Here is a 22,551-nt window from a genome sequence, read left to right as displayed (position 1 = left end):
CCGGCGGTGGGCGTTACCCCCTCCCGGGCGGCGGGTAGACGGGCCGTGCCGACACCGAGAGGGGAGCACCATGACAACGGTCGGAGAGTTCATGACGACCCGGTTGGTGACGATGGACGGCAACGAGACACTCATCGCTGCCGCGCAGGAGATGCGTGACAGTGCGATTGGTGACGTGGTGGTGACCGACGGCGGCAACGTGGTCGGCATCGTCACGGACCGGGACATCACGGTACGTGGTGTCGCGGAGAACATGGATCCGGGCTCGACCCAACTGAGCCAGATCACCACCCGCGATGTGATCACCGTGAGTCAGTACGACGACGTGGTGGCCGCCGCGGACCTGATGCGCACGTACGCCGTACGCCGGCTTCCGGTGATCGAGGACGGGCGCCTGGTCGGCCTGATCTCGATGGGTGACCTCGCGGTGGAGCGCGAACCGCAGTCGGTGCTCGCGGACATCAGCGCCGACGACCCGAACAACTGACCGTCCGCCGCGGACGTGCGCCGGCTCTCCCCCCGTGGGAGGGCCGGCGCTGCGCTGTCGGGACGCCGCCGCTCACCCGATTCGGGCGAGATTGACCGGAGGGTCTTCGGGGACCCGTGCCGGGACGTGCGACGCCGGCCGGCCGCGCGACGCAAGCGCGGCGCGGGAGCCCGGGCAACTGGGAGGAGTGGACTCGATGGTGGACGCGACCACGAGGTTCTTCGAGGACCTGGACCGGCGGGGGTACGAACCCCTGCTGGCGAAGACCTCCGGGACACTGCGTATCGACCTGCACGAGGGGGCGCAGAGCCGGCACTGGCTGCTGAGAATCGACCACGGCCGGGTCAACGTGAGCCAGGAGGACCGGGAAGCCGACACCGTCATCGGTGCGAGCCCCATCCTCTTCGACGACATCGCCGCGGGCCGCGAGCACGGCCTCGCCGCGCTGTTGCGCGGGGACATGACGGTGACCGGTGACGCCCGGCTGGTGGTGCAGGTGGAGCGGATCTTCCCGAGTTCGCCGGACGCCCGGGGACCCCGTCGACGCTTCGCGGGGGAGGGGTACTGATGGGGCAGTCCAACACGGTCCGGATCCTGGACGGCAACACGTTCGTCGTCTGCCAGGACACCGGCGACATCGAGGCGACTCCGAGCGAGCCGACCGGGCTCTTCTCCATCGACACCCGGTTTCTGTCCACCTGGGTGCTGACCGTCAACGGTGAGCGGCTCAACTCGCTCTCCTACGACGATCTCCAGTACTTCGAGTCCCGGTTCTTCCTCGTCCCGGGGATGGCCACGCACTACATCGACGCGAAGCTGTCGATCATCCGTGAGCGCACGGTGGGCGGCAGTTTCTGCGAGCAACTCACCATCCTCAACCACGACGAGAAGCCTGTCGATCTCGAAGTCCGGATGGACGCGGCGTCGGACTTCGCCGACCTGTTCCAGGTCAAGGACGAGATCCTCAACAAGAAGGGCGAGATCTACACCGAGGTCGAGTCCGACCGGCTCCGGCTGGGCTATCGCCGGGGCAACTTCCGGCGGGAGACGGTGGTCTCCTCGTCCATGTCGGCCCGGTACGACAGCGAGGGTTTCGTGTACACGGTTCACCTGGAACCCAACGAGCAGTGGGAAACCTCGATCGACGTCCAGACGCACGCGGTCGGTCCTGGTGGTCGAGACCTGCGGTTCGGGCTGCGCGTGCACGGCAACGAGCGGCTCGCCCTCCAGCACGACCTGGAGCAGTGGATCGCCGACGCTCCGAAGGTCAACAGTCAGCACGGTCGGGTGGCCAGCACCTACCGGCGCAGTCTGATCGACCTGGCCGCGCTGCGCTTCTCGCCCCTGTCGTTGGGCGGCGCCGTCCTGCCGGCCGCCGGCCTGCCCTGGTTCATGACCATGTTCGGTCGGGACAGCATCTTCACCTGCCTGCAGACGCTGCCGTTCACCCCGCAGTTGTCGAAGACGACGCTGCGCATCCTCGCCTCGTTGCAGGGCAGCCGGTTCGACGACTTCCGCGACGAGGACCCGGGGCGCATCCTGCACGAGATGCGGTACGGCGAGACAGCGGCCTTCGAGGAGCAGCCGCACTCGCCGTACTACGGCTCGGTGGACGCGACGCCGCTGTTCGTCGTGCTGCTCGACGAGTACGAGCGGTGGACCGGGGACGTCGCGCTGGTCAAGGAGTTGGAGCAGGAGGCCCGGGCGGCGCTGCGGTGGATCGACAACTACGCCGACCTGGTGGGCAACGGTTACATCTGGTACGAACGGCGCAACACCGACACCGGCCTGGAGAACCAGTGCTGGAAGGACTCCTGGGACTCCATCTCCTACTCCGACGGCACGCTGCCGCCGTTCCCGCGGGCCACCTGCGAGGTGCAGGGGTACGCGTACGACGCGAAGATCCGCGCGGCCCGGATGGCTCGCCAGTTCTGGGATGACCCGGAGTTCGCCGACCAGTTGGAGCGGGAGGCGGCAGCGCTGAAGGAGCGGTTCAACCGGGACTGGTGGGTGGCCGACGGCGAGTTCTACGCCCTGGCCCTGGACCCGGACGGCCGCCAGTGCGACGTCCTCAGCTCCAACATCGGCCACCTGCTGTGGAGCGGGATCGTCGAACCCGAGCGGGCGGAGAAGATCGCCCACCATTTGGTGGGGCCGCGGCTCTTCTCCGGTTGGGGTGTCCGGACGCTCGCCGAGGGGGAGGCCCGGTACAACCCCATCGGCTACCACAACGGCACGATCTGGCCGTTCGACAACTCGTTCATCGCCTGGGGCCTGCGCCGGTACGGCTTCGCCGAGGAGGCCGCCACCATCGCCAACGGGATCCTGGACGCGGCCACGTACTTCGACGGCCGGTTGCCGGAGGCGTTCGGCGGCTACCCCCGGGACCTCACCAAGTTCCCGGTGGAGTACCCGACAGCGTGCAGCCCGCAGGCCTGGTCGACCGGCACCCCGTTGCTGCTGCTGCGGACCATGCTCGGCCTGGAGCCGCACGACGGTCACCTGTCCGTCGAGCCACGACTGCCCGTGGGCATGGGCCGGATCGAGGTGCTGGACATCCCGGGTCGCTGGGGACGGGTGGACGCGTTCGCCCGGGGCCGACTGGACCTGGACAAGCTCGCCGACTGATCGACCAACCCGTCGAGCCGGCGGCGGCGCGCGACCCGCGCCGCCGCCGGTCCGTCACCCAGGCTGGCAGGGTAGATTCTGCGGATGCCGGAGCTCGTGTACCCGCCCGTTATCGCCGCTGCCAAGACGATGTTCCGTCTTCTCGATCTGAAGATCACCATCGAGGGCGCCCACCACGTGCCCCGTACCGGCGGGGCGGTGCTGGCCGGCAACCACATCAGCTACCTCGACTTCATCTTCGCCGGTCTGGGCGCGAACGCGTCGGGCCGGCTGGTGCGGTTCATGGCCAAGAAGTCGGTCTTCTCGCACCGGATCTCCGGCCCGTTGATGCGCGGGATGCGGCACATCTCGGTGGACCGGGAGGCCGGCGCGGCCTCGTTCCGCACCGCCGTCGCCGCCCTCAAGCGCGGCGAGATCGTCGGCGTCTTCCCGGAGGCGACGATCAGCCAGTCGTTCACCGTCAAGGAGTTGAAGAGCGGCACGGTCCGGATGGCCCGCTCGGCGAAGGTCCCGGTGTTGCCGGTCGCCCTGTGGGGGACCCAGCGGCTCTGGACCAAGGGCCGCCCGCGCACCCTCACCCGTCGGCACACGCCGATCACCATCCTGATCGGCGAGCCGATCAACCCGGCCGACTTCCCGGACCCGAACCTGCTGGCCACCGAGCTGAACACCAGGCTCAGCGCGCTCGTCGAGCGGGCCCAGCGCGAATACCCGGACGCGCCGGCCGGCCCGGACGACACCTGGTGGCTGCCCGCGCACCTGGGCGGCAGCGCCCCCACGCCGGAGGAGGCCGCCGCCCTGGACGCGGCCGAGGAGCAGCAACGGGCGTCGAGCGTCTGACGTCACGGTGGCCGGGGCGTTCCGCACCCGGGCGTGCCGAGGTCTGCCGGTGCGGACGCCGTCCGGTCATCGTGGGCAGCCGCCGCGTGGGCCGTCGGCGTCACCGAAGCCCGGATGCCGCCCCGCCCGCGAGCCCGCCCCACGGCGCCGGCTCCGGCCCCGAGCGGTAGTAGTCGTCTCGGGAGTGGAACTCCACCGGCAGCGAACCGGGAAGCGTGATCCGGGTGTCCCCGGCGAGCAGGCTGGGGCCGGCGCGCAGCAGCAGCACGTCGCGTTCCTGGGCCGAGAGGTCGACCAGTTGGGGGCGGGTGAGCCGGAACTCGGCCACCGCCCGGCGGACCTGCTGGGCCAGCGCCGCCACCGCGGCGGACGGCCCGCCCAGGGCCAGGGCCGGTTGCTGAATGGTGCGCAGCGCGTCGCAGACGACCAGCAACTGCGTCGGCGCGTCCCGATCGGCGGCCAGCACCTCCAACCGGGACGGCCACTGCCAGCGGATCTGCCCGCTCATCAGGCCGTTGAGCCGGGCGGGTGGCCGTGCCCGGGGCGTGTCGTCGACGACAAGCGCCAGCTGCGCGCCGCTGCCCACCCAGCAGATCCGCTGGTCGGTGACGGTCACCGAGACCGCCGCGGGTAGTTGCCAGCGACGCCGTGCCTCGCTCGGCCCGAGCAGGTAGCCCGCAACCAGCAGTTGGTGCCGCCCGAGCACCCGTTCACCGGGCGCGGGACGCAGGTTGTAGCGGCGATCCAGGGCCGGCCCCACGTCGTCGTCCAGAGCGTCGAACCGGTGGGGACCGATGAAGAAGGGGGACGTGTCGGCGTGCATCGTCACGACCTTCCGGTCAGCTGGCTTGTGAATGAAGCCTGTCGGATCGGAGGGCCGCTGTCATGACGCCTGTTAGGGGGTCGTCCGGTCGTGCGTCGCGTGTGACCGGTAGATGCCGATCTCCTCCGGGCGAACGAGGCCGTCCTCGATCGCGCGGGCGAGTAATGCCGCCTTTGTGGCGGCTGGCCGCCCCGCCCGGGTGTACTTGATGCGCGCTCGGTCGACGTACTGCTTCACGGTGTGCTCGCTGATCTGCATCCGGCGGGCCACCGACGCCTTCGACATCGACTGGAACCAGAGCAGCAGCGCCTCACGCTCCTTGTCGGACAGCATCGGCCGGTCCGGTCGTGGGTCGCCGACCATCGCCCCGGCCAGCGCGGGCGGCACGTACGGGCGGTCACTCGCGGCGGCCAGCACGGTCGCCACACAGTGTTCCCGGCCCTCGTGCTTGGCCAGGAACGCCACCGCCCCGGCGTCCAGCGCGGCGAGCATGGTCGACGGGTCGGTGTGCTCCGAGTAGACCACCACCCGCCTCCCGGCGGCGCTTAGCTCGGCTAGCTTGTCCAGCGCCATCCGCCCGTGTAGCCGCAGGTCGAGCAGGACGACGTCGGCGTCCGGTGCCGTCCGCAGCACCTCGTCCGGGTCGTCCCCGGTGGCCAGTACGGTCAGCCGCGGCTCGGTGGCGAGCCAGGCACGGACCCCCTCGACCACGACCGGGTGGTCGTCGACGATCGCCACCCCGATCGGCCGGTCACCGGTCACCGTCGCCACTGGGTCTGCGCCCATCTGATGCTTCCGTCCCGTTCGTAGAGGTGCTCCACCTGCCCGTCGTCGTGCTCCCCCGGGGGTGGGCCGGTGGCGTCGGGACCTTCCCGGTCCGGTGTGACCAGGCTGACCACCACCTCGTCCGGGCCGGAGACCACTGTCAGCCGGGCCCAGCCCCGGGCGTCGGCGAGGACGCCGGTGAGTGGGTCCGCCAGCCGACGGCGGATCTCCACCGGCAGCGGCGGTGGGGTGCCGATGGTGACCAGGTCGATCGGCAGGCCGTTGCGTTCGGCGAGGTCGGCGGCCGCTCGCAACTCGTGCAGCAGCGGGTCGGGCACGTCGTCGGACTCGGCGATCAGTCGGCGCAGCCGGGCGGCGGCCAGTACGCAGCGCCGCTGCACCTCCGGGTCGTCCGGGTCGGCCTGGCCGGCGGCCAACTCCCCGAGCACGCGCCCGGCTGCCGAGCTGACCAGGGCGAGCCGGTCCCGGCGTTCCCGAAGGCCCCGCTCGGCGGCATCGCGTTCCGCCGCCATCGCGTGGGCGGCAGCGGAGACGGCCGCCCGCTCGCGAGCCAGGCTCACGATTGTCGCGCTGCCCACGAACACCGCCACCGGGAGGGAGAACGTGCCGTAGACGTACATCACGTAGCGGGCCACGTCGGTCGGGTCGGGGCCGTGCCCGAGCACCGCGAGCAGCGCGATGATCGCGTGTGTGCTCAGCAGCGCGACCAGCCCCACCACCCGCCGACCCCACACCGCCAGCACGAAGAACCAGCCGAGGGTGCCCCACACCCAGTTGGCGGCGGTGAACAACTGCTCCTCGCCGACCGCGGCGAAGACGGCCACGTCGACGGCCAGCAGCAGTCCGGCCAGCAGCCCCGGCGGCAGCGGCGAGCCGCGCAGCAGTTGGACCCCGGCCACCGCGCCGGCCACCGCGACCAGCGCCCAGCCGCCGAGCACCACCGTCGGCGCGGTGAACTCCGTGCGGGCGGCCAACACCGCCGGCAGCCCGATCGCGACGTGCCAGGCCAGTGCGATGGCCACGGCGACGATCCGGGCGCCCCGGTCGGACGCGTGCGCCACCGCGGCCGGCGCGGCGAGCCCTGCCGTGGTCGCCGGCTCCGGGGGGAGGGGCACGCCGATCCGATCCGGTGTCTCCGTCGCGGCGGTGTGGGGCGCCGCGGCGCCGAGATCAGCCGACACCGGGCCACTCCAGTCGGATTCGGGTGCCGGCCCCGGGTGCCGATCGCACGTCGGCCCGCCCCCCGACCGTTGCCATCCGACCGTGGATCGACTCGCGCAGCCCGTACCGGTGGGGTGGGACGGTGGCCGGGTCGAAGCCGGGGCCGTCGTCGGCGACCTCGACCACGACGCCGACCGCGTGCCGGCTCAGCCGCAGCGTGACCCGCGCGCCCGGCGCGTGACGGACCACGTTGGACAGCGCCGCGTAGGCGCTCTCGCCGATCGCGTCGGCCACCCCGGCGGGCACCGCGCACGGCGTCAGGTCCAGCTGCGTCGACAGCTCGGGCAGTCGGCCCGCCACCGCCCGCATCCGACCGTCGAGCGGCACCGGGCCGTCGCCGGCCACCGGGCCGACGTCGGTGAGCGCGACGAGGGTACGCAGGTCGGCGTCGCACCGGTCGCGGAACGTGGCCGAGGACCCGGTCACCGCACCGAGTCCCACCATGGTGAGGGTGCCGAGCACCGTGTCGTGCAGGTCGCGGTTCTGCTGGCGTTCGGCGTCGCGGGCGGCCCGCGCGACAAGTGCCTGCCGGGTCAGCCGTTGATGCTCGACGAACGCGCGGTCGGCGCGACCGATGCGTCGGCGCATCACCGCCGCCATCATCGCCGTGCAGGCGGTCTGCACCAGCAGGGTGGTCGCGTGTGCCCGTGCCTCGGTGGCGTTGCCGGCGGCCTGCGCGCCCGTCGCGTAGGTGACGGTGACGAGCAGCCCGGCCGGAATCGACCAGCGCGCCGGGGCGGTGGCCTGTGCGTTGATCACCGTGGTGCTGGCCAGCACGGCGATCCAACTGCCCTCGCCGGGCAACACCCCGGGTGCGACCAGCACGGGGATGAGGAGACAGACCAGCGCGGTGATCGTGACATCAGCGGCGACCAGGCTCGGGGTGATTCCCTGGCGCATCGCGCGGTACGCGTACCAGATCGACCAGCCGGTGAGCGCTGCCACGCCGGGCAGCAGCACGGCGGGCTCAACCGACGGGGCCGGCACCGACAGGGCCACCGCCCCACCGATCACACCGCAGGTCAGACGCAGTATCGCCGGGATCGTGGTGAAGATGAGGACGAGCGCACCACCGGCGGGATTGTCCAGCGTGGGGGGCACGGTGGGAGCGGCAACGGCCGGCATCGGGAGGTGTCCTTCCGACAACGACCCGGTAGGGGTCCGCGCGGCAGAGATCGACATCGGAGAATAGCATGGGCGGTGCCGAGCGTAACCTAATGTGCGCGCGGTGTCGCTAATGTGTCACGGCGTGCTGCGCGGCTGCAGCAGGTCCCACCGATTGCCGTAGAGATCGACGAAGACCGCCACCGAACCGTACGCCTCGTGCCGTGGCTCCTCCAGGAAACGCACCCCGGCTGCCACCATCCGGGCGTGGTCACGCGCGAAGTCCTCGGTGTAGAGAAACAGCCCGACCCGGCCGCCGGTCTGGTCACCGACCCGCGCCCGCTGCTCGGCGGTGCTCGGCCGGGCCAGCAGCAACGCCGTCTCGCGGGCGCCCGCCGGGCGGACCACCACCCAGCGGGAACCGTCCGGTCGGGCGGTGTCCTCCACCAGCTCGAAACCGAGGTCGCCGACGTAGAAGTCGATCGCCTCGTCGTAGTCCCTGACCAGCAGCGCGACAAGTCCCAGATGTGCCATTCGGTCATCATGCCGGCGGGCGCACCGGGGTCAGCCGGCGGCGTCCCCGCCGGTCACCCGCGTCACGCCGTCGCTCGATCAGGCGAACGCGATCGGGGTGGACCGGATGAACCAGTTGACCCGCCGACCAGCATCGTCCACGGCGTTCTCGTAGTCGATGGCCGCGTACTGGCGTCCGGCCTCGGGCATCGTGAAGGTCTCCTGGATCTCGACCCCCGTGCCCGAGACGACGCGCAGCACATGGCGGCCCGGTGGGACCTGCACCGGAAACAGGACAAAGTTGTGTTGATTCTCGACGGCGAAGTGCCGATCGACGATCTCGATGCCGTCGATGCTGACCGTGAGAGCGACCGGGTCGTCCCGGAACGACTGGTTGGTCACCCAGAGGTGCAGGTCGGCACGGTCCTCCTCGACGACACGCACGGTGGGCGCCGCTGGACTCAGCGGCGCGGTCCGGCTTGGTGGCGCGGTCCGGCTTGCGATCGGGGAGCTCGGCGCCGGGCCGGAGCACCCCACCAGGGCGAGCAACGTGGTCGTGCTGAGGATCGCGGCACGCAGTCTGTCCATCCCACTGTGACGCCCGACGGATGATGCCGGTTCCAGTCCTGCCGGAACCGAGTGTGGTCGTCGTCCGTCCCATCCTCGGGTGGAGAGGTGGTGAGCCGGATGCGCTCTGGTCGAACGGCACTGGCGGTGGCACTGCTCGGCGTGGCCCTGGGTGGCTGCGGTGGCACGACCATCGGTCCGGGCGGGGCCGACGAGCCCGGCCCGGCGCAGATCCTCGAAGCGTGGACCTCCTGCGCCGAAACGGCACCACAGGCTGGCGCGATCATGGGCGTGCCGGACACGGGGGCGCCCACACCGGCCGGGGTCGAACCGAGGATCGGGCGGATCGACCCCGCGTTCACCCCGGTCGCGGCCGTGCTCTGCGGCCGGGAGTTGCGTCCGGGACGGGACGGGGGGCGGGACCAGGTCGCCACCGAGCGGCGCGCCACGCAGATCACGCCGCTGCTCACCGCACTGCGTCTGCCCGACCAGGAATCCGACCGGGACACCAACTGCACCCTGGAAATGATCGTCCCACCGTGGTTGGCCCTGCTCGACGACCGGGGCCGCTGGCTGCGGCCGCACCTACCGACGGACACCTGTGGCAAGCCACGCGCGGAGGTGCGGACGGCACTCGCCGAACTGTCGACGACCACCGTGGACAGCCGTGTCGTCCAGCAGGTCGAAGGCCGGGCGGCCGAGGCCGCCGGATGCGAGCAGCGGTGGACGGACCTGGTGTGGGTGGAGACCAGCAACGGTCGGCCCGGGCCACCCGCGGTGGCCACCTCGCCGGCCGCCGGGCCGCTGCGCCTCTGCGTCTACCAGGTCCCCCCGGCAGAGCGGGGCAGCGGCAAACCGGCAGGCGATTTCGTGTACGGCGGACCGCTGCCGGCCGAGCGCCAGGCGGCTGTGCTGCGGGCGCTGGCCAACCGCCGGGCGGTGGCCGACTGCGCCACCCCGGCGTCCCGCTTCGCGGTGCTGCGTCCACTGAACGGCACCGCCGGCCCCGACCGGTACGTGGAACTCGACGGCTGTCGGCGTTTCCTGGTCGTGGGGTCGACCGGTGGCGGGCAGCTCGGCCAGGGCGACGAGGCGCTGGCCGCCCTGCTGCGGCCCGTCTGAGTAGGCCCGCCGGCCGCCCTCGGTCGTTGTCGCGGGCCACCTCGCGGCCGGGGGAGTAGGGTGAAAATTCTGTAGCCCTTGCTCCCGGATGGGGCGAGGCGAGCCGGCGTCAAGAAATTGGCGTTGGTCCCAGGTCTGTCCGAGGATCTGTGCAGCAGCCCGCTCGACGTGCTGCCATCCGCACGCCCCTCGGCTCCGCTGCCCAGAGGCGCGCCGGCCCCGAGGATCTGGTGCACATGCCCCGCCTGCCGTCCGACCCTGCCAGCGCGTTCGCCGAACTCGGGAGCATCAAGCTCGCCGAGGTGGATCTCGACGAGGTCCTCCAGCGGGTCGCCGAGCTCGCGAAACGCGTCCTGCCCATGCCGGTGGAGGCGTCGGTCACCCTGATCCGCGGCGGGGTCGGTCACACGGCGGCGTTCACCAACGAGGTGGCCCGCGAGATGGACGAGCGGCAGTACGCCCAAGGGCGGGGTCCCTGCCTGGACGCGGCGGCCAGCGGCGACGTCCTGTCCGTCCCCGATCTCGCCCACGAGGAGCGGTGGCCCGAGTGGGCCGACCGTGCGCGACAGCGGGGCCTGGGCAGCTCCCTGTCGATCGGCCTGCCGATCCAGGAAGCTGTCGTCGGAGCGCTCAACGTCTACGCGCACACACCCGAGGCCTTCGACGAGGAGACCGTGGAGGTGCTGGAGACGTTCGCCGCGTACGCCGCGGTTGCCCTGTCCAACGCCCAGCTCTACGACAGCACCGCGAACCTCGCCCGCCAGATGCGCGAGGCGATGGCCAACCGGGCGGTCATCGAGCAGGCCAAGGGCATCATCATGGGCGAGCGGCGCTGTGGCCCGGCCGAGGCGTTCGCGATCCTGTCGAAGGTCTCCCAGGACTCCAACCGCAAGGTCCGCGACGTCGCCCAGGCCCTGGTCGACCGGGCGGCCGGCACGTCCGGGGTCTGACGTACCTCGACCGCGGTGGGGTGCCGGCACCCGAGGTACGCCGGCAGCGCCCACCCGGAAGGTTCACTACTTCGACAGGGCGCGCTCCAGCTCCGCCTTCGACATCGAGGAGCGCCCCTTGACGCCACGCTGCTTCGCCTCGTTGTACAGCTGCTCCTTGGTGCGACCCTGCGCGCCGCTGTGGGAGCGCTTACCGCCACGATGCCCGGACGACACGTCGTTGCGGGACGACCGGCTCGACGTACGCGCCTCACCGGAGCGGGCCCGTTCCTTGTTCACCGTGCGGGCGGCGATCTCCTTGGCCCGACCGGCCGACGAGCCCCGCTCCTGCGCGCTGTCCTTGATGTGCTCGTACTGCCGCTCCCTCTTGGGGCTTGATCCTGCTGGCATCGGTGCCTCCCGCAGCCGCTGTCGGGTGAGGACGAGACCCGGCTCGCACGCCCTGGTGCGATCGAGACATCCCAGACCGGGGCGTCGCGCTCACGCTTTTCGTGCCACCATGCCCAGTCGCCACAGAGGTCAAACGACTGCCGTTCGCCTGTCGGCCGATCGGCACGCCGCACGCCGTCCACGCGACTCGGCGTCCCGGCACCCGCGCTGGGCACGACCGGGCCGCACCTTGGGAGCCGCTCCGGTCGGCGTCGTATAGTTGTTGCCGCAGCCGACGCTCCAGCGTCGGCCAGCCAGCGTCCAGCAGCGGGCGCCGGGCTCGGTTGGCGAGCCCGTGCGGCGCTCCGTGCTCGCGGTGCGCCATCACCACGCGCGCTGCCGTCGCCTTCCTGCAACCGGTACGCGCCCCGGGCACGAGGACTTTGAAGTCATGGCACAGCAGCGCATTGATCCCAATGCGGCGATCATCGAACTCGGCCAGATCAAATTCGGCGAGACCGACCTGTCCGGAGTGTTGACCCAGGTCTCCGAACTCGCACGGCGAACGATCCCCGGCGCGGAGGAGGTGTCGGTGACGTTGTTGAAGCAGGAGGGGGCGCACACCGCCGCGTTCAGCGGCGAGATGGCGCTCCGGCTCGACGAGCTGCAGTACGAGTTCGACCATGGCCCGTGTCTGGAGGCGGCCCGAAAGGCCACCGTCGTGTCCGTTCCGGAGATGGCCCAGGAGGTTCGCTGGCCGGAGTGGGCGGCCCGAGCCGTGCAGGACGGAGCGCTCAGCTCACTGTCGATCGGGTTCCCCATCCAGGAGACAGTGCTCGGCGCGCTGAACATCTACGGCATCGCACCGGGCGCCTTCGACGACGACGCGGTCACCCTCGCGCAGACGTTCGCCGGGTACGCCGCCGTCGCCCTCGCCAACGCCCACCTGTACGACACCACCGTCACCCTGGCGGCGCAGATGCAGTCGGCCATGCAGAGCCGCGCGGTCATCGAGCAGGCGAAGGGCATCATCATGGGCGAACGCCGCTGCACCCCGGACGAGGCGTTCGCCGTACTCGCGAAGGTGTCCCAGGACTCCAACCGCAAACTGCGCGACGTGGCCGCCGCGCTCGTCGAGAGGGCCGCCCGACCGGCGAGCCCCAAGCGTGATCGCGGTGACGCGGGCTCCCTGCCGTGAGCGGCTGCTGGTGTCGCCTGGGGTGGCGGCCCGGCAGTCGTCGCTCCGGCTGAATTTGGCTCCGGCGTACGAGTCGACTGGCGGTCGGCGGTCCTTCCGATTACCGTTGAGTTCGGGTCAAGCCACGCGCCCGTCCTGTTACGGATCATGACAGGAGGCGCGAGCCTATGATTGAACGTCACTCACTTTTGCAGACCCATTTCGCTCGTCCCCCTGCGGCAATCAGCCCCGGGCAGGCCACACCAGCGACACTCGGCATCCGTCCGGCAGTTGGCTCCGCGGAAGCGGATTCCAGTGAGCTGTCGTTCCAGGGGACCCGCTTCGTCGAGCCCCTCGACCTGTCCGCGGCCATCTCCGCCGACCGGATGGTCGTCGCCCCGGTCGGGTATGTCGACATGGACACCGCGCCGCGCCTGGCGACGGCATTGTTCAACGCGGTCGACAGCCATCCGGAAGTCTGTTGCGACCTGACCGGCGTCAGTTTCTTCAGCGCCGCGGGTGTGCACGTACTCCTGCTGGCGCATGAGCGGGCGGATCGGGTCGGTTCCCGTTTCTCGATCCGACATGCCAGCGGAGTCACTCTGCGGGTGCTCCGGATCACCGGGGTGGCACCCCTGCTCCTCGGCCCCGAATGAGGGTGCGGTGTAGGTAGTTCTCGGAAAGCCCCGGACCCTGTGCAGAGGTCCGGGGCTTCTCGTTGTCACCGCCCGGGTCTCGGCGCCGTGCCGCTGTCCGGCGGCGACCACAATCACCCGGCGGCGTTCTGACCTGCCAGCGCCTCGTCCCTGACGAGCGGATGTCGGACCCGGTCCACGCCATGATCACCAGTTCGCCACCCGGCGGCCAACTGGCTCCCACTTAATGATCAACGACTGCGGGACAAGTCGTGCCCCCTTCGAGAGGAGTCCTGCGAGTGATCCCAGTGGAAGACCCCAGACCGGCCGCCCGTCTGGCGCGCCGGCGGTTCCTGACCGTCACCGGCGCCGCGACGGCGCTCGCCTTCGCGACGAACCTGCCGGGCCAGTCGAGTGCCGCCGCCACCAGCACCCTGGGCGACGACCCGTTCACCCTCGGCGTCGCCTCCGGTGACCCGCTACCCGAAGCGGTGGTGATCTGGACCCGGTTGGCACCGCGACCGTACGAGCCGCTGGGCGGTATGCCGTACCACGCGGTCGAGGTGGAGTGGCAGGTGGCGACCGACGAGCGGTTCCGGCGAATCGTCCGGTCCGGACGCGCGACCGCGCGACCCGAGTACAGCTACAGCGTGCATGTGGACGTGCGCGGCCTACAGCCGAGCCGTCGCTACTGGTACCGCTTCAAGGTCGGCCGGCACCTCAGCCCGGTCGGTCGTACCCGGACCACCCCGGCACCCGGGCAGCGGGTCGACCACCTCACCTTCGCGGTCGCCTCGTGTCAGTCCTTCCCGGACGGCTACTACACGGCTCACCGGCACATCGCCGCCGAGGACGTCGACGCCGTGGTGTTCCTCGGCGACTACATCTACGAGTACGGCGTCTCCGCCTCCGGGGGACTGCGTAACCTCGCCGAGCCGGTGCCGAGCCAGTTCCGCACCGAGGCCGACACGCTCGACCGCTACCGCCTCCAGTACGCGCTCTACAAATCCGACCCCGACCTGCGCGCCGCGCACCAGGCCGCGCCCTGGATCCCCACCTGGGACGACCACGAGGTGCAGGACAACTACGCGGGCCTCACCTCCAAGACCAACGCCCCGGTCGAGGACTTCCTGGTCCGGCGGGCCAGCGCCTACCGGGCGTACTGGGAGCACATGCCGCTGCGCTCACCGGCCCCGCAGGGACCGAACTACATGCTCTACCGCCGGTTCACCTTCGGGCGACTGGCCGAGCTGAACGTGCTCGACACCCGCCAGTACCGCGCCGACCAGGCATCGGGGGACGGCTGGAAGGTCGACTCGGAGCAGCGCCGCGATCCGGCGCGCGCCCTGGCCGGCGCACAGCAGCAGCGCTGGCTGTTAGACGGTGTGCGCACCTCGCACGCGACCTGGAACCTGCTCGCCAACCAGGTGATCATGAGCCGGATGGACCAGGACCCGACGGCCGGCGACCTGTACAACATGGATGCCTGGGACGGCTATGCCGCCGAGCAGAAGCTCACCCTCGACGGCCTCGCCATGCTGCGGGGACGCAACCCGGTCGTCCTCACCGGCGACGTACACGCCGCCTACGCGTTCGACATGAAGCGTGACTTCACCAACCCCGACTCGCAGACGTACGGGGTGGAGCTGGTGGGAACGTCGATCAGCAGCGGCGGCAACGGCAGCGAGATCTCCGCCGCCGGGCAGAAGTTCCTGGACAGCAACCCGCACCTGAAGCTCGTCAACGAGCGGCGTGGCTATCTCCGGGTCCGGCTCACCGAGCGGGAGCTGCGGGCCGACTACCGGGCGGTGCCGTACGTCGACCGGAACGACGCGCCCGTCGAGACCATCAGTTCCTTCGCCGTCGAGGCCGGCAACCCCGGCCTGCACCCGGCATGAGAGGTAAAGCCATGACACGTACCCTCTGGCGCCGGCTCGCCGGCCTGTCCCGTGGCCGGAAGGCAGCCGTCGCCGGTGCCGTCATCGCCCTGGTGGCGATCGGCGGCACGGCCCCCGCGGTCGCCGGCCGACCCGACCCGACCCGGCTGAGCCTCGCCTCCGACGTCAGCCTGGTGCAGGTCAACCCGATACCCTGCGCGAACCAGGGTTTCCAGCTCCAGTTCGGCAACACCGGCCGCGCGGCCGTGTACGCCGACGCGTTCCTTGAGGTGACCGCGCCGCTTCAGCTGTCCAGGACCCTCGTCTCCAGCTACCTGCCCGCCGGCTACACGCTCAAGGTGCCGATCACGGTCACCGCACCCCGGGACACCGTGCCCGGCAGCCGGTACACGATCAACGTCCGGTCCGGTGAGCGTCGGCTCTCGGTGCCGGTGGAGGTGACCCCGGGGCCGGTCGACACCACCGGCAACCTCGCCAGGTACGTGCCGGTGACCGCCTCCTCGGAGAACCTGCCCAACTACCCGGCCTGCGGCGCGGTGGACGGCGACCGCGACTCGAACCACTGGGCAACCACCACCGGCTGGAACGACGCGAACAAGGGCGCCTTTCCCGACTGGCTCCAGGTGACGTTCGACCGTCCGCAGACCGTCGGCCGGGTCGACCTCTACACGCTCGACTCCACCAAGTACCCGGCCGCGAAGTACGGGCTGCGCGACTGGGACGTCCAGGTGCGGGTCGGCGAGACCTGGCAGACCGTCGCCCAGGTGCGCGGCAACGTCGCCGGTCAGGTCAGCTCGACCTTCACACCGCTGATCGCGAGCGCGTTCCGGGTCGTCACGCTGACCAGCAACGAGACCGCCGGCTACTCGCGGGTGGTGGAACTCGAGGCGTACGCCTCCTGACGCACGTCGCGCCCGGGCCGACGTCACGAGGCCCGGGCGCGCCCTGTTGGATCCGGTCCGCACGACCGGTAGCCCACGATTTTCGTGACCGCAGGCGCGTCACCAGGTCTCTGGGCGGTCGAGGTCGCGGGCCGGCCGGTATCCGCCGAGGATCGCCAAGCCTTCCGATTCGGTGTAGCCATTGCCCCAACCCTTGCGGAACGCCTCGACGGCACAGGGCTGCACGGTCATCTCCAGGACGTCGCTGCCCTGCCGACGCGCCCGGTACGGTCCCGCGACGAGATCCCCGGAACGGGCCTTGTCGCCAGCGGGGGCGAGTTGCGCCCGGACGGTCAGCCAGCGACCGGCTTCGTCGCCGACCACGAGTGAGCCGTCGACGAAGTCGCCGTGCTCCGATTGGCCGAGCGTGACCGAGCATTCGAGCAGCCGTCCGCCGGGGGGCAGCGACTCCAGGCGGAACGGCACGACGCAGCGGTGGGCCGCGTCGAACCGGACCCGGCTCGCCGTGGCCGTCGCCTCGTCGCGGCCGGTGGCGTACGAGTCCAGTTGGGCCCAGAGCCCGTCGGCGGGTTGCCAGCGTACGAACCAGAGCTTCTGATCACCGGACGGATCGAACCAGGCCACGCCCGGGCGGTCGCCGACCCGCACGTCGGTGCGGGCCTGCGGCCGTCCAGCGGAGGACAACGTCTGCGGTAGCTCGTCCAACGACGTCACGGTGCGCGCCAGCGCGAACCGGGCCTGACCTGTCGGCCCCCGAAACTCGACGCTCTCGATGCCGCGCCCGGCGCGCCAGGTCGCGTACTCGGCGCCGTCGACCAGGGAGTCGACCGAGAAGTGCACCACGTCCGGATCCGCGCCGACGTCCTCCGGGCGTGCGGTGGCGCCGGCCTGCCCCGGCATTTCCGGCGGCAGGAGCGTTGCGGCCGGCATGATCGGGTCATCGGTGCCCCCGCCGATCGGCAGCGCCACCACCGCGGTGAGAGCGAGACACGCCGCTGCCACACCCCCGGCGACGAACCCGCGGTGACGGCGTCGGAGCCGTCGACCCCGCTGACGGGCCTGTTCCACGATCGGTGTCGGGTCGATGTCGCCACCCGCACGCTGCTTGAGCGTCGCGGCGAGCTGCTGATCGAGGTCGCTGAACATCAGAACCCTCCTGTCCGGGCGGGGATCGTGGATTCCTGCCGCTTCCGCAGCGTGGCCAGGGCACGCTTCGCGTGGGTGCGGACGGTGCCTGCCGAACAGGCCATGATCTCGGCGATCATCGCGTCGTCCAGATCCTCGTAGTAGCGCAGAACGATCACGGTGCGCTGACGGGTCGGCAGTTCGCGGACGAGCCGCCACAACGCGTCGCGTTCGGCGAGCGCGGCGGCCTCGTCGGCGGTGCCCGCCCGGTCCGTCACGGCGGCGACCGCTACCTCCCGGCTGCTGCGCCGACGCCACCACGAGTGGTGGGCGTTGACGAGCATCCGACGGACGTAGGCGTCCGGTCGGTCCGTCCGGGAGATGCGCCCCCACCGGGCGTACGCCATGGCGAGGACCTCCTGAACGAGGTCCTCGGCTCGGTGCTCGTCATCGGTCAGCAGCCGGGCGAGCCGGATCAGCGCCGAAGTGCGAGCGAACGCGTACTCCTCGAACGTCACGCCCTATTAACGTCGTGGGCCGGCCGGCCCGTAGACACCCGCCGGGTGTTTCTGGTCGCCCGCGCGGCGTCGGCCCGGCCCGCCGGCGTCGCCCTCCGCCGCACGGCCGACGGGGTTGCGCACGTCGGCAGAGAAAATCTCTGTGCGAAGCGCTAGATATTCTTGCTGCCATGCGCTAACGTTCCTGAAGTCGAAGACGGAGCAAGTAAAGACGCTGACGTGCCGCCCCACCCGAGGGCGAAGGAGCTGGGCCAGGAACTTGAGGTCCGCTCGGTTCTGTCGCAGTTGGTATGACGCACGAGAAGTTGCGGGTGAGGCTGACGCTCGTTCAGGGCTTCACCCGAGGTGAGCAAGGTTCGTCGTACGTGTCAGGGCCAAGAAGTCGCGTGGGGCTCGGACACCGACGGACAGCACGAGGAATGGCAGAGGAAATCAGAGGCAAGGGAGGGCACTACACCGTTGGATCGCCCGCAGCCAGCCGCAGTCGTGGGCTGGGCGCGGACACCGCAGTTTCCATCGAACGAGAGGTGGTCTCCGGTCACGCATATGCGATCCTCGCACCCGATGCCGTCGTTGACGGCCGGTGCGGACAAGACAAGCCGACGCTCTGTCGGCAGATGGTGTTCCTGACCCACAACCCTTGGGCCCCGGTGCTTTCGAGCACCGGGGCCCTCGTGATGGAGGTTTCATTGACCCAATCGGACGACATGCTCGACGACGAGGACTACCCCGCTTACACCATGGGCCGAGCCGCCGAGATCATCGGCTGCTCGCAGGACTTCCTCCGTCGGCTCGGTGACGCCAAACTGATCGCCCCGCAGCGCTCCGGCGGCGGGCACCGCCGCTACTCCCGCTATCAGCTGCGCCTTGCCGCGCGAGCCCGGGAGATGTGCGACCAGGGCACCGACATCGCCTCGGCCTGCCGGATCATCATTCTCGAGGACCAACTCGAAGAGGCCCTTCGACGCAACGAGCGCTACCAGCAGGGCTGAACACACCCCACGCCGCGGTCTCCCGCACAGGCGACGCCGAGCGCCACACGGTCCCTCCCGCCAGGGCAGGGGCCGTTCGTCGTCCACGGGACTGGACCTCGTTGGCATCAAGAGGATCCGCCCGCACCGCTAAGCACTGCGGGGAAGGACGCCACTCGTGGTGTACCGCTCGCCGTCGTCGCCCTGAAGGTGTGCCTGAAAGTCCTCGGCGAGGCTCCCGAATTCCCGGCAGGCGTTCGGCGTAGGAGAACCATTCGTCCAGAGCGATCGGGTGCGTACGAGGCTGTCAGAGCCGTTGGACGATCTGGATCGGATTGCCGTCCGGGTCGGCCGTCCAGGCGATCAGCAGGTTATCGAGCCAGCGGTGCGGCGCGGCCAGCGCGGGGGCGCCGTTCGCCGTCAGTTCGGCGTACGCCCCGGCGGTGTCGTCGGTCCACAGGATCACCGCCGCACGCTGACCGTGGGACACGGGGTCGAGCCCGTGATCGTCCCGGGTGGAGGCCACCGAGGCGATGCCGATCCGGTAGCCGTCGAGCACGAGATCGATGTGGATCGGCTCACCTTCGGTCGGCACCCGGAAGGTCTCGGTGAAGCCAAGTCCGGCGTAGAACCCGGCGGCGCGAGCAACGTCCGCACTGAAGAGAACCACCTGAGGGGTGCGGAACATCGACACGCGACGACGCTAGCAGCGTGCTGGGCCGCCCGGTGGAAGCCGATCCTCGATGCCGTCAAGCCGTCCTCTCGTCGTGACCACCTGGTGACCGTCGGTGCTCACGCTGAAGGGATGCGACGGACGGGGATGCTGGGACTGATCTGCGCGTTGGTGCTGGCAGGGCTGAGCGGCTGCAGCCCGGTCATCGAGGGCGCGGTCGGGGTACGGCTGGACGCCGACGGACGGCTGGTTGGGGTGTTCGACTGGTGCCGAGGCAAGGGGACTGACCGGATCACCCTCTATCTCGGCAAAGAAGACGGCGGGGTCACCGACAAGGTGATTCAGCTCGATCGGGATCCCGGCCGCGGCGCCCGTACCGCAGAGGAAGTTGTGCTGCTCGACCCGATGGCCGGCTGGCAGACGAAGCTGGCACCACCCACGTTGGACGACGACCAGATCTACGACCTGCGCTCGTGGAACGAGGGCGGTGGGCCAGTGGAAGACTTCCCGTTCCGGATCAGCGAGATGCGCGGCCGGACCGGCTCCGCCGTGATCCTCACCAAGCGGTGGGAGGGCGAGGAGCACGGCGGCTACGTCGCCACGTTCCATACGCTCGAGGGCTTTGCCCGCTACGCCAAGACGGTGTGCGACGGCTGAAGAGGCCGCACCTGCCCCGGTCGGCATCGTCGGGCGCGTGTAGGCCGTCCGCTTCCCGGCATCCTGCCGGGCTCCACGCGCGACGCTGAACCTGCTGATCCCTCATGCCCGTACGAACGGCCCCCTGCGGTAACAAGGGGCCGTTCCTGTCCGAGGCTGTGACCAACGCGTCCTGCGGCTCCTCCAGGCCCGTCCAACGACGTGGAAGTTGCAGAGGCGACAGGTCCATCTACAGGTCAACCAAGTCTTGCCTTTGCTGAACGGTGATCAAAGCCTCCGGAACGCTCCCGAGATGTGCTCATTCTCTACGTAGACGTCGGCCCTGACTGAGTCCTCACTTCGCAGTAACCGTGGGGGCTGCGGGCAGTCTTGGCTGTAACGCTGGGGGCATGCTGCACATCGCCGGCAACATGAGCTACAAGATCGCGGGCGGAACAGTGGTCGGCTTCGCGTTCTACGCTGCGGAGCGCGGCCCCCTGGCCCACTTCAGCTCGCTGCGGTCCTACGAGGAGTTCCTCAACGAGTTCGGGACACCCGACCGCGTCGAAAACCATGAGGCTTACGGCGATCTGTTGGGATACCACAACTACTACTGGGGCTCGAAGAAGCAGGCGTACTGGGACAGCTGGGACGAACGGTTGTCGTCGGTGAATCTGGGTGACTACGACGGGAACCACGGACCAAGGCCAGCGCCTTGAGTGTCAGCGTGACCTGAGGAATATGTCCTTGGTAAGGCAGGTGGTTCCGTCCGGGCTGGCGAGTGGCACCGACTGGTATCCCTCGCTGTGGTAGAGGTCGATGTTCCGCAGGCTCTTGGTGCCGGTGACCAGCAGGATGCGACGGCAGGCGGGTTCGGCGGCGGCCTCGGCGGTGTGCAGCAGCCATCGGCCCAGCCCCTGGCCTCGCAGGTCGGGCACGACAGCGAGGCGACCCACGTGCCAGTCGGTGTCGATGCGACGGGTCCGCACCATGCCCAGTAGTCGGCCGTCCAGCCAGATGCCCGTGGTGTGCCAGGTCGCCAGCCACTCGCGCACCTCCTCCAGCGACTCGTGCAGGGCCGGTATGGCCATGGTGTCGTTGACGACGGCCTCGTCCACCCAGCAGCACCGCTGCAGCACGGTGACCTGGGGCGCGTCGTCAGGGGTCAGCCGTCTCGCATAGGACCCTGGCAGCGGGCCGGGCAGCGCCCCGGCCTGTGCGCGTTCGCGCAGTGGACGTAGGGCGTGGGCGACCCGGACCAGTTCGTCCAGCAGGCCGATACCCGCCGTGTCGCGGGCTGCGTCGGGCCGCAGTCGCCCATTGTCCGTCGCGTCTCCGATACGGATCGCGACCGTGGCGCCCAGCGGAACAAGGCGCAGCGTGGTCACCACCTGCTTGGCGTGCTGAACCGCCCGGGTGCCCGCCGACGTGTTGCCGTAGCTGACGAAACCGATCGGCTTCCAGGCCCATTCACGACTGAGGTAGTCCAGCGCGTTCTTCAGGGTCGCTGGCATTCCGTAGTTGTACTCCGGCGTGACCACGATGAACCCGTCCGCCGCGTCGACGATCGCGCTCCACCGACGTGTGTGCTCATGCTGGTAGACACCCGACGACGGATGTTCCTCTTCGTCGAGGAACGGCAGGTTCAGATCGCCGAGGGTCACCGGCACAAGCTCGACGCCGAGTTCCGCGGCACGAGAGGTGATCGTTTCGATCAGCCACCGTCCTACCAGGGGGCCGAGGGCGCCTGGGCGGGTGCTGCACACCAGCGCAAGGACACGTACCGTTTTCGTTGACATGGAAACGAAGTGTAGATGCTAGGTTGATTACATGTCAACGAAGCCGCCGACCAAGACCGTGCGTTGGTTGAATCCTGACGAGGAGCGGGCGTGGCGGGCGTTCCTGCGCGTAGTGGTCGCCGTCCAGACCGGCACGGCGCGCGATCTGGCCGCGATCGGGCTCTCCGAACCCGACTACGAGGTACTGAGCACCCTGTCGGAGCGGCCCGGCCACACCAGCACCCTGGGGGAACAGGCCGACAAGATGGGCTGGTCACGCAGCCGGCTGTCCCGGCACGCCACCCGGATGGAGGCGCGCGGTCTCCTGAGGCGCACACCTGACCCGACCGACGGCAGAGGCTGCTTCCTCGTCCTCACCGCGCAAGGTCTGGACGCACTCGAAAACGCCGCACCGGCCCACGTCGAGTCGGTACGACGCCACTTCATCGACCGGCTCGTCCCAGCAGACCTCATCGCCATCGAACAGATCGCCCGGAGGCTGGATGAACCCGAAGCCGGCGACGATCGACAGAGACCGAAAAGCCCATGACCTTCGGCGGAAAAGGGTGCGCCCGGCAGGATTCGAACCTGCGGCCTTGGGACTAGAAGAAGATCAGGGATGGCTGGTCGGGTGGCCGTGTCCCTGGTCAGACCGTCCGTGGTTGTCGGGTGGCGTCCGCTTTAGCGGGCGCGCTTGGCTGTATGGATGGCTGTACAGCCAGCGCCGCTGCTGCTCCAGTCACCTTGGAGCTGGGGGATCCGGCGGGGCGAATATCGACGTAAAGATCCCGACGAGCATGGATACCGACGCGATGATTCCCCCGAGTG

General features: G+C 70.1%; 25 protein-coding genes. 14 read left to right on the top strand and 11 right to left on the bottom strand.

Translation table 11 applies throughout. The features are described 5' to 3' along the window. Positions 1-70: 70 nt before the first annotated feature. The 4 genes from AB0C01_RS19585 (at position 71) to AB0C01_RS19570 (ending at position 3,955) form a co-directional block, all read left to right on the top strand. A complete protein-coding gene (locus AB0C01_RS19585) occupies positions 71-487 on the top strand; it encodes a CBS domain-containing protein (RefSeq protein ID WP_357254699.1) in 417 nt (138 codons plus the stop codon). 196 nt (positions 488-683) lie between these two features. Beyond that, the gene (locus AB0C01_RS19580; protein WP_357571773.1) at positions 684-1,055 is read left to right on the top strand and encodes an SCP2 sterol-binding domain-containing protein; all 372 of its coding nucleotides are present in this window, start codon (positions 684-686) and stop codon (positions 1,053-1,055) included. Beyond that, on the top strand, positions 1,055-3,115 hold the full coding sequence (locus AB0C01_RS19575) for a glycogen debranching N-terminal domain-containing protein (protein WP_357571772.1): 2,061 nt from the start codon (positions 1,055-1,057) through the stop codon (positions 3,113-3,115). The genes AB0C01_RS19580 and AB0C01_RS19575 overlap by 1 nt, the downstream gene beginning before the upstream one ends. A gap of 84 nt (positions 3,116-3,199) precedes the next feature. Next, entirely contained in the window at positions 3,200-3,955 is a 756-nt protein-coding gene (locus AB0C01_RS19570; RefSeq protein WP_357254693.1) for a lysophospholipid acyltransferase family protein, read from the top strand. Between the two features lie 100 nt (positions 3,956-4,055). Here AB0C01_RS19570 and AB0C01_RS19565 read toward each other — a convergent pair whose 3' ends face one another. From AB0C01_RS19565 to AB0C01_RS19540, 6 genes are all read right to left on the bottom strand, one after another. Continuing rightward, positions 4,056-4,778: a hypothetical protein gene (locus AB0C01_RS19565; protein ID WP_357571771.1), complete on the bottom strand. Its 723-nt coding sequence runs from the start codon at positions 4,776-4,778 to the stop codon at positions 4,056-4,058. Positions 4,779-4,850: 72 nt separating this feature from the next. Beyond that, positions 4,851-5,564, bottom strand: coding sequence for a response regulator transcription factor (locus AB0C01_RS19560; RefSeq protein WP_357254689.1), 714 nt, complete (start codon positions 5,562-5,564; stop codon positions 4,851-4,853). Then, positions 5,537-6,685 (bottom strand): hypothetical protein, encoded by a 1,149-nt coding sequence (locus AB0C01_RS19555; protein WP_357571889.1) that lies wholly within the window; start codon positions 6,683-6,685, stop codon positions 5,537-5,539. Before AB0C01_RS19555 ends, AB0C01_RS19560 begins: the two co-directional genes overlap by 28 nt. Before the next feature lie 49 nt (positions 6,686-6,734). Then, complete coding sequence (locus AB0C01_RS19550; RefSeq protein WP_357571770.1) at positions 6,735-7,910, bottom strand: ATP-binding protein; 1,176 nt, start codon at positions 7,908-7,910, stop codon at positions 6,735-6,737. Positions 7,911-8,027: 117 nt separating this feature from the next. Beyond that, complete coding sequence (locus AB0C01_RS19545; protein ID WP_357254685.1) at positions 8,028-8,423, bottom strand: VOC family protein; 396 nt, start codon at positions 8,421-8,423, stop codon at positions 8,028-8,030. Positions 8,424-8,501: 78 nt separating this feature from the next. Next, on the bottom strand, positions 8,502-8,990 hold the full coding sequence (locus tag AB0C01_RS19540; RefSeq protein WP_357254683.1) for a hypothetical protein: 489 nt from the start codon (positions 8,988-8,990) through the stop codon (positions 8,502-8,504). A 99-nt stretch (positions 8,991-9,089) separates the two neighbouring features. Between AB0C01_RS19540 and AB0C01_RS19535 the strand changes: the two genes are divergently transcribed. Beyond that, positions 9,090-10,091: a hypothetical protein gene (locus tag AB0C01_RS19535; RefSeq protein WP_357254681.1), complete on the top strand. Its 1,002-nt coding sequence runs from the start codon at positions 9,090-9,092 to the stop codon at positions 10,089-10,091. 236 nt (positions 10,092-10,327) lie between these two features. Beyond that, entirely contained in the window at positions 10,328-11,041 is a 714-nt protein-coding gene (locus AB0C01_RS19530; protein ID WP_357254679.1) for a GAF and ANTAR domain-containing protein, read from the top strand. Between the two features lie 66 nt (positions 11,042-11,107). Here the strand turns inward: AB0C01_RS19530 and AB0C01_RS19525 are convergent, their stop codons facing one another. Then, a complete protein-coding gene (locus tag AB0C01_RS19525; protein ID WP_357254677.1) occupies positions 11,108-11,431 on the bottom strand; it encodes a plasmid stabilization protein in 324 nt (107 codons plus the stop codon). 430 nt (positions 11,432-11,861) lie between these two features. On the opposite strand from AB0C01_RS19525, the gene AB0C01_RS19520 reads away from it, so the two are divergent. From AB0C01_RS19520 to AB0C01_RS19505, 4 genes are all read left to right on the top strand, one after another. Continuing rightward, positions 11,862-12,608: a GAF and ANTAR domain-containing protein gene (locus tag AB0C01_RS19520; protein WP_357571769.1), complete on the top strand. Its 747-nt coding sequence runs from the start codon at positions 11,862-11,864 to the stop codon at positions 12,606-12,608. A 167-nt stretch (positions 12,609-12,775) separates the two neighbouring features. Next, entirely contained in the window at positions 12,776-13,243 is a 468-nt protein-coding gene (locus tag AB0C01_RS19515) for an STAS domain-containing protein (protein ID WP_357571768.1), read from the top strand. A gap of 278 nt (positions 13,244-13,521) precedes the next feature. After that, positions 13,522-15,120, top strand: a complete 1,599-nt coding sequence (locus AB0C01_RS19510; protein ID WP_357254671.1) for an alkaline phosphatase D family protein — start codon at positions 13,522-13,524, stop codon at positions 15,118-15,120. Positions 15,121-15,131: 11 nt separating this feature from the next. Continuing rightward, positions 15,132-16,022: a discoidin domain-containing protein gene (locus AB0C01_RS19505; RefSeq protein WP_357254669.1), complete on the top strand. Its 891-nt coding sequence runs from the start codon at positions 15,132-15,134 to the stop codon at positions 16,020-16,022. Between the two features lie 99 nt (positions 16,023-16,121). Here the strand turns inward: AB0C01_RS19505 and AB0C01_RS19500 are convergent, their stop codons facing one another. Together AB0C01_RS19500 and AB0C01_RS19495 are read right to left on the bottom strand one after the other, a co-directional pair. Continuing rightward, the gene (locus tag AB0C01_RS19500; protein ID WP_357254666.1) at positions 16,122-17,168 is read right to left on the bottom strand and encodes a hypothetical protein; all 1,047 of its coding nucleotides are present in this window, start codon (positions 17,166-17,168) and stop codon (positions 16,122-16,124) included. Further along, positions 17,168-17,665, bottom strand: coding sequence for a SigE family RNA polymerase sigma factor (locus AB0C01_RS19495; RefSeq protein WP_357254664.1), 498 nt, complete (start codon positions 17,663-17,665; stop codon positions 17,168-17,170). The genes AB0C01_RS19500 and AB0C01_RS19495 overlap by 1 nt, the downstream gene beginning before the upstream one ends. Before the next feature lie 707 nt (positions 17,666-18,372). Between AB0C01_RS19495 and AB0C01_RS19490 the strand changes: the two genes are divergently transcribed. Continuing rightward, complete coding sequence (locus tag AB0C01_RS19490; protein WP_357254784.1) at positions 18,373-18,657, top strand: MerR family transcriptional regulator; 285 nt, start codon at positions 18,373-18,375, stop codon at positions 18,655-18,657. 286 nt (positions 18,658-18,943) lie between these two features. On the opposite strand, the gene AB0C01_RS19485 is transcribed toward AB0C01_RS19490, so the two are convergent. After that, positions 18,944-19,324, bottom strand: a complete 381-nt coding sequence (locus AB0C01_RS19485) for a VOC family protein (protein ID WP_357571888.1) — start codon at positions 19,322-19,324, stop codon at positions 18,944-18,946. Positions 19,325-19,456: 132 nt separating this feature from the next. Between AB0C01_RS19485 and AB0C01_RS19480 the strand changes: the two genes are divergently transcribed. Next, positions 19,457-19,966, top strand: coding sequence for a hypothetical protein (locus tag AB0C01_RS19480; protein WP_357571887.1), 510 nt, complete (start codon positions 19,457-19,459; stop codon positions 19,964-19,966). Between the two features lie 389 nt (positions 19,967-20,355). Beyond that, complete coding sequence (locus AB0C01_RS19475) at positions 20,356-20,664, top strand: hypothetical protein (protein WP_357254660.1); 309 nt, start codon at positions 20,356-20,358, stop codon at positions 20,662-20,664. Between the two features lie 3 nt (positions 20,665-20,667). On the opposite strand, the gene AB0C01_RS19470 is transcribed toward AB0C01_RS19475, so the two are convergent. Next, positions 20,668-21,744, bottom strand: a complete 1,077-nt coding sequence (locus AB0C01_RS19470) for a bifunctional NAD(P)H-dependent oxidoreductase/GNAT family N-acetyltransferase (protein WP_357571767.1) — start codon at positions 21,742-21,744, stop codon at positions 20,668-20,670. Between the two features lie 31 nt (positions 21,745-21,775). Between AB0C01_RS19470 and AB0C01_RS19465 the strand changes: the two genes are divergently transcribed. Continuing rightward, a complete protein-coding gene (locus AB0C01_RS19465) occupies positions 21,776-22,273 on the top strand; it encodes a MarR family winged helix-turn-helix transcriptional regulator (protein ID WP_357254656.1) in 498 nt (165 codons plus the stop codon). Positions 22,274-22,551 lie beyond the last annotated feature (278 nt).

The sequence above is a fragment of the Micromonospora sp. NPDC048905 genome, from assembly GCF_040649655.1.
Classification (GTDB): domain Bacteria; phylum Actinomycetota; class Actinomycetes; order Mycobacteriales; family Micromonosporaceae; genus Micromonospora.
The sequence above is the reverse complement of the archived record's forward strand: the minus strand, read 5'-3'. Positions and strand labels throughout refer to the sequence as shown.

Excerpts from the sequence above, each read along its gene's own strand:
- AB0C01_RS19585 (WP_357254699.1), top strand. The coding sequence starts at position 71 with ATGACAACGGTCGGAGAGTTCATGACGACCCGGTTGGTGACGATGGAC.
- AB0C01_RS19580 (WP_357571773.1), top strand. The coding sequence starts at position 684 with ATGGTGGACGCGACCACGAGGTTCTTCGAGGACCTGGACCGGCGGGGG.
- AB0C01_RS19575 (WP_357571772.1), top strand. The coding sequence starts at position 1,055 with ATGGGGCAGTCCAACACGGTCCGGATCCTGGACGGCAACACGTTCGTC.
- AB0C01_RS19570 (WP_357254693.1), top strand. The coding sequence starts at position 3,200 with ATGCCGGAGCTCGTGTACCCGCCCGTTATCGCCGCTGCCAAGACGATG.
- AB0C01_RS19565 (WP_357571771.1), bottom strand. The coding sequence starts at position 4,778 with ATGCACGCCGACACGTCCCCCTTCTTCATCGGTCCCCACCGGTTCGAC.
- AB0C01_RS19560 (WP_357254689.1), bottom strand. The coding sequence starts at position 5,564 with ATGGGCGCAGACCCAGTGGCGACGGTGACCGGTGACCGGCCGATCGGG.
- AB0C01_RS19550 (WP_357571770.1), bottom strand. The coding sequence starts at position 7,910 with ATGCCGGCCGTTGCCGCTCCCACCGTGCCCCCCACGCTGGACAATCCC.
- AB0C01_RS19545 (WP_357254685.1), bottom strand. The coding sequence starts at position 8,423 with ATGGCACATCTGGGACTTGTCGCGCTGCTGGTCAGGGACTACGACGAG.
- AB0C01_RS19540 (WP_357254683.1), bottom strand. The coding sequence starts at position 8,990 with ATGGACAGACTGCGTGCCGCGATCCTCAGCACGACCACGTTGCTCGCC.
- AB0C01_RS19535 (WP_357254681.1), top strand. The coding sequence starts at position 9,090 with ATGCGCTCTGGTCGAACGGCACTGGCGGTGGCACTGCTCGGCGTGGCC.
- AB0C01_RS19530 (WP_357254679.1), top strand. The coding sequence starts at position 10,328 with ATGCCCCGCCTGCCGTCCGACCCTGCCAGCGCGTTCGCCGAACTCGGG.
- AB0C01_RS19525 (WP_357254677.1), bottom strand. The coding sequence starts at position 11,431 with ATGCCAGCAGGATCAAGCCCCAAGAGGGAGCGGCAGTACGAGCACATC.
- AB0C01_RS19520 (WP_357571769.1), top strand. The coding sequence starts at position 11,862 with ATGGCACAGCAGCGCATTGATCCCAATGCGGCGATCATCGAACTCGGC.
- AB0C01_RS19515 (WP_357571768.1), top strand. The coding sequence starts at position 12,776 with ATGATTGAACGTCACTCACTTTTGCAGACCCATTTCGCTCGTCCCCCT.
- AB0C01_RS19505 (WP_357254669.1), top strand. The coding sequence starts at position 15,132 with ATGACACGTACCCTCTGGCGCCGGCTCGCCGGCCTGTCCCGTGGCCGG.
- AB0C01_RS19500 (WP_357254666.1), bottom strand. The coding sequence starts at position 17,168 with ATGTTCAGCGACCTCGATCAGCAGCTCGCCGCGACGCTCAAGCAGCGT.
- AB0C01_RS19490 (WP_357254784.1), top strand. The coding sequence starts at position 18,373 with ATGCTCGACGACGAGGACTACCCCGCTTACACCATGGGCCGAGCCGCC.
- AB0C01_RS19485 (WP_357571888.1), bottom strand. The coding sequence starts at position 19,324 with ATGTTCCGCACCCCTCAGGTGGTTCTCTTCAGTGCGGACGTTGCTCGC.
- AB0C01_RS19480 (WP_357571887.1), top strand. The coding sequence starts at position 19,457 with ATGCTGGGACTGATCTGCGCGTTGGTGCTGGCAGGGCTGAGCGGCTGC.
- AB0C01_RS19475 (WP_357254660.1), top strand. The coding sequence starts at position 20,356 with ATGCTGCACATCGCCGGCAACATGAGCTACAAGATCGCGGGCGGAACA.
- AB0C01_RS19470 (WP_357571767.1), bottom strand. The coding sequence starts at position 21,744 with ATGTCAACGAAAACGGTACGTGTCCTTGCGCTGGTGTGCAGCACCCGC.
- AB0C01_RS19465 (WP_357254656.1), top strand. The coding sequence starts at position 21,776 with ATGTCAACGAAGCCGCCGACCAAGACCGTGCGTTGGTTGAATCCTGAC.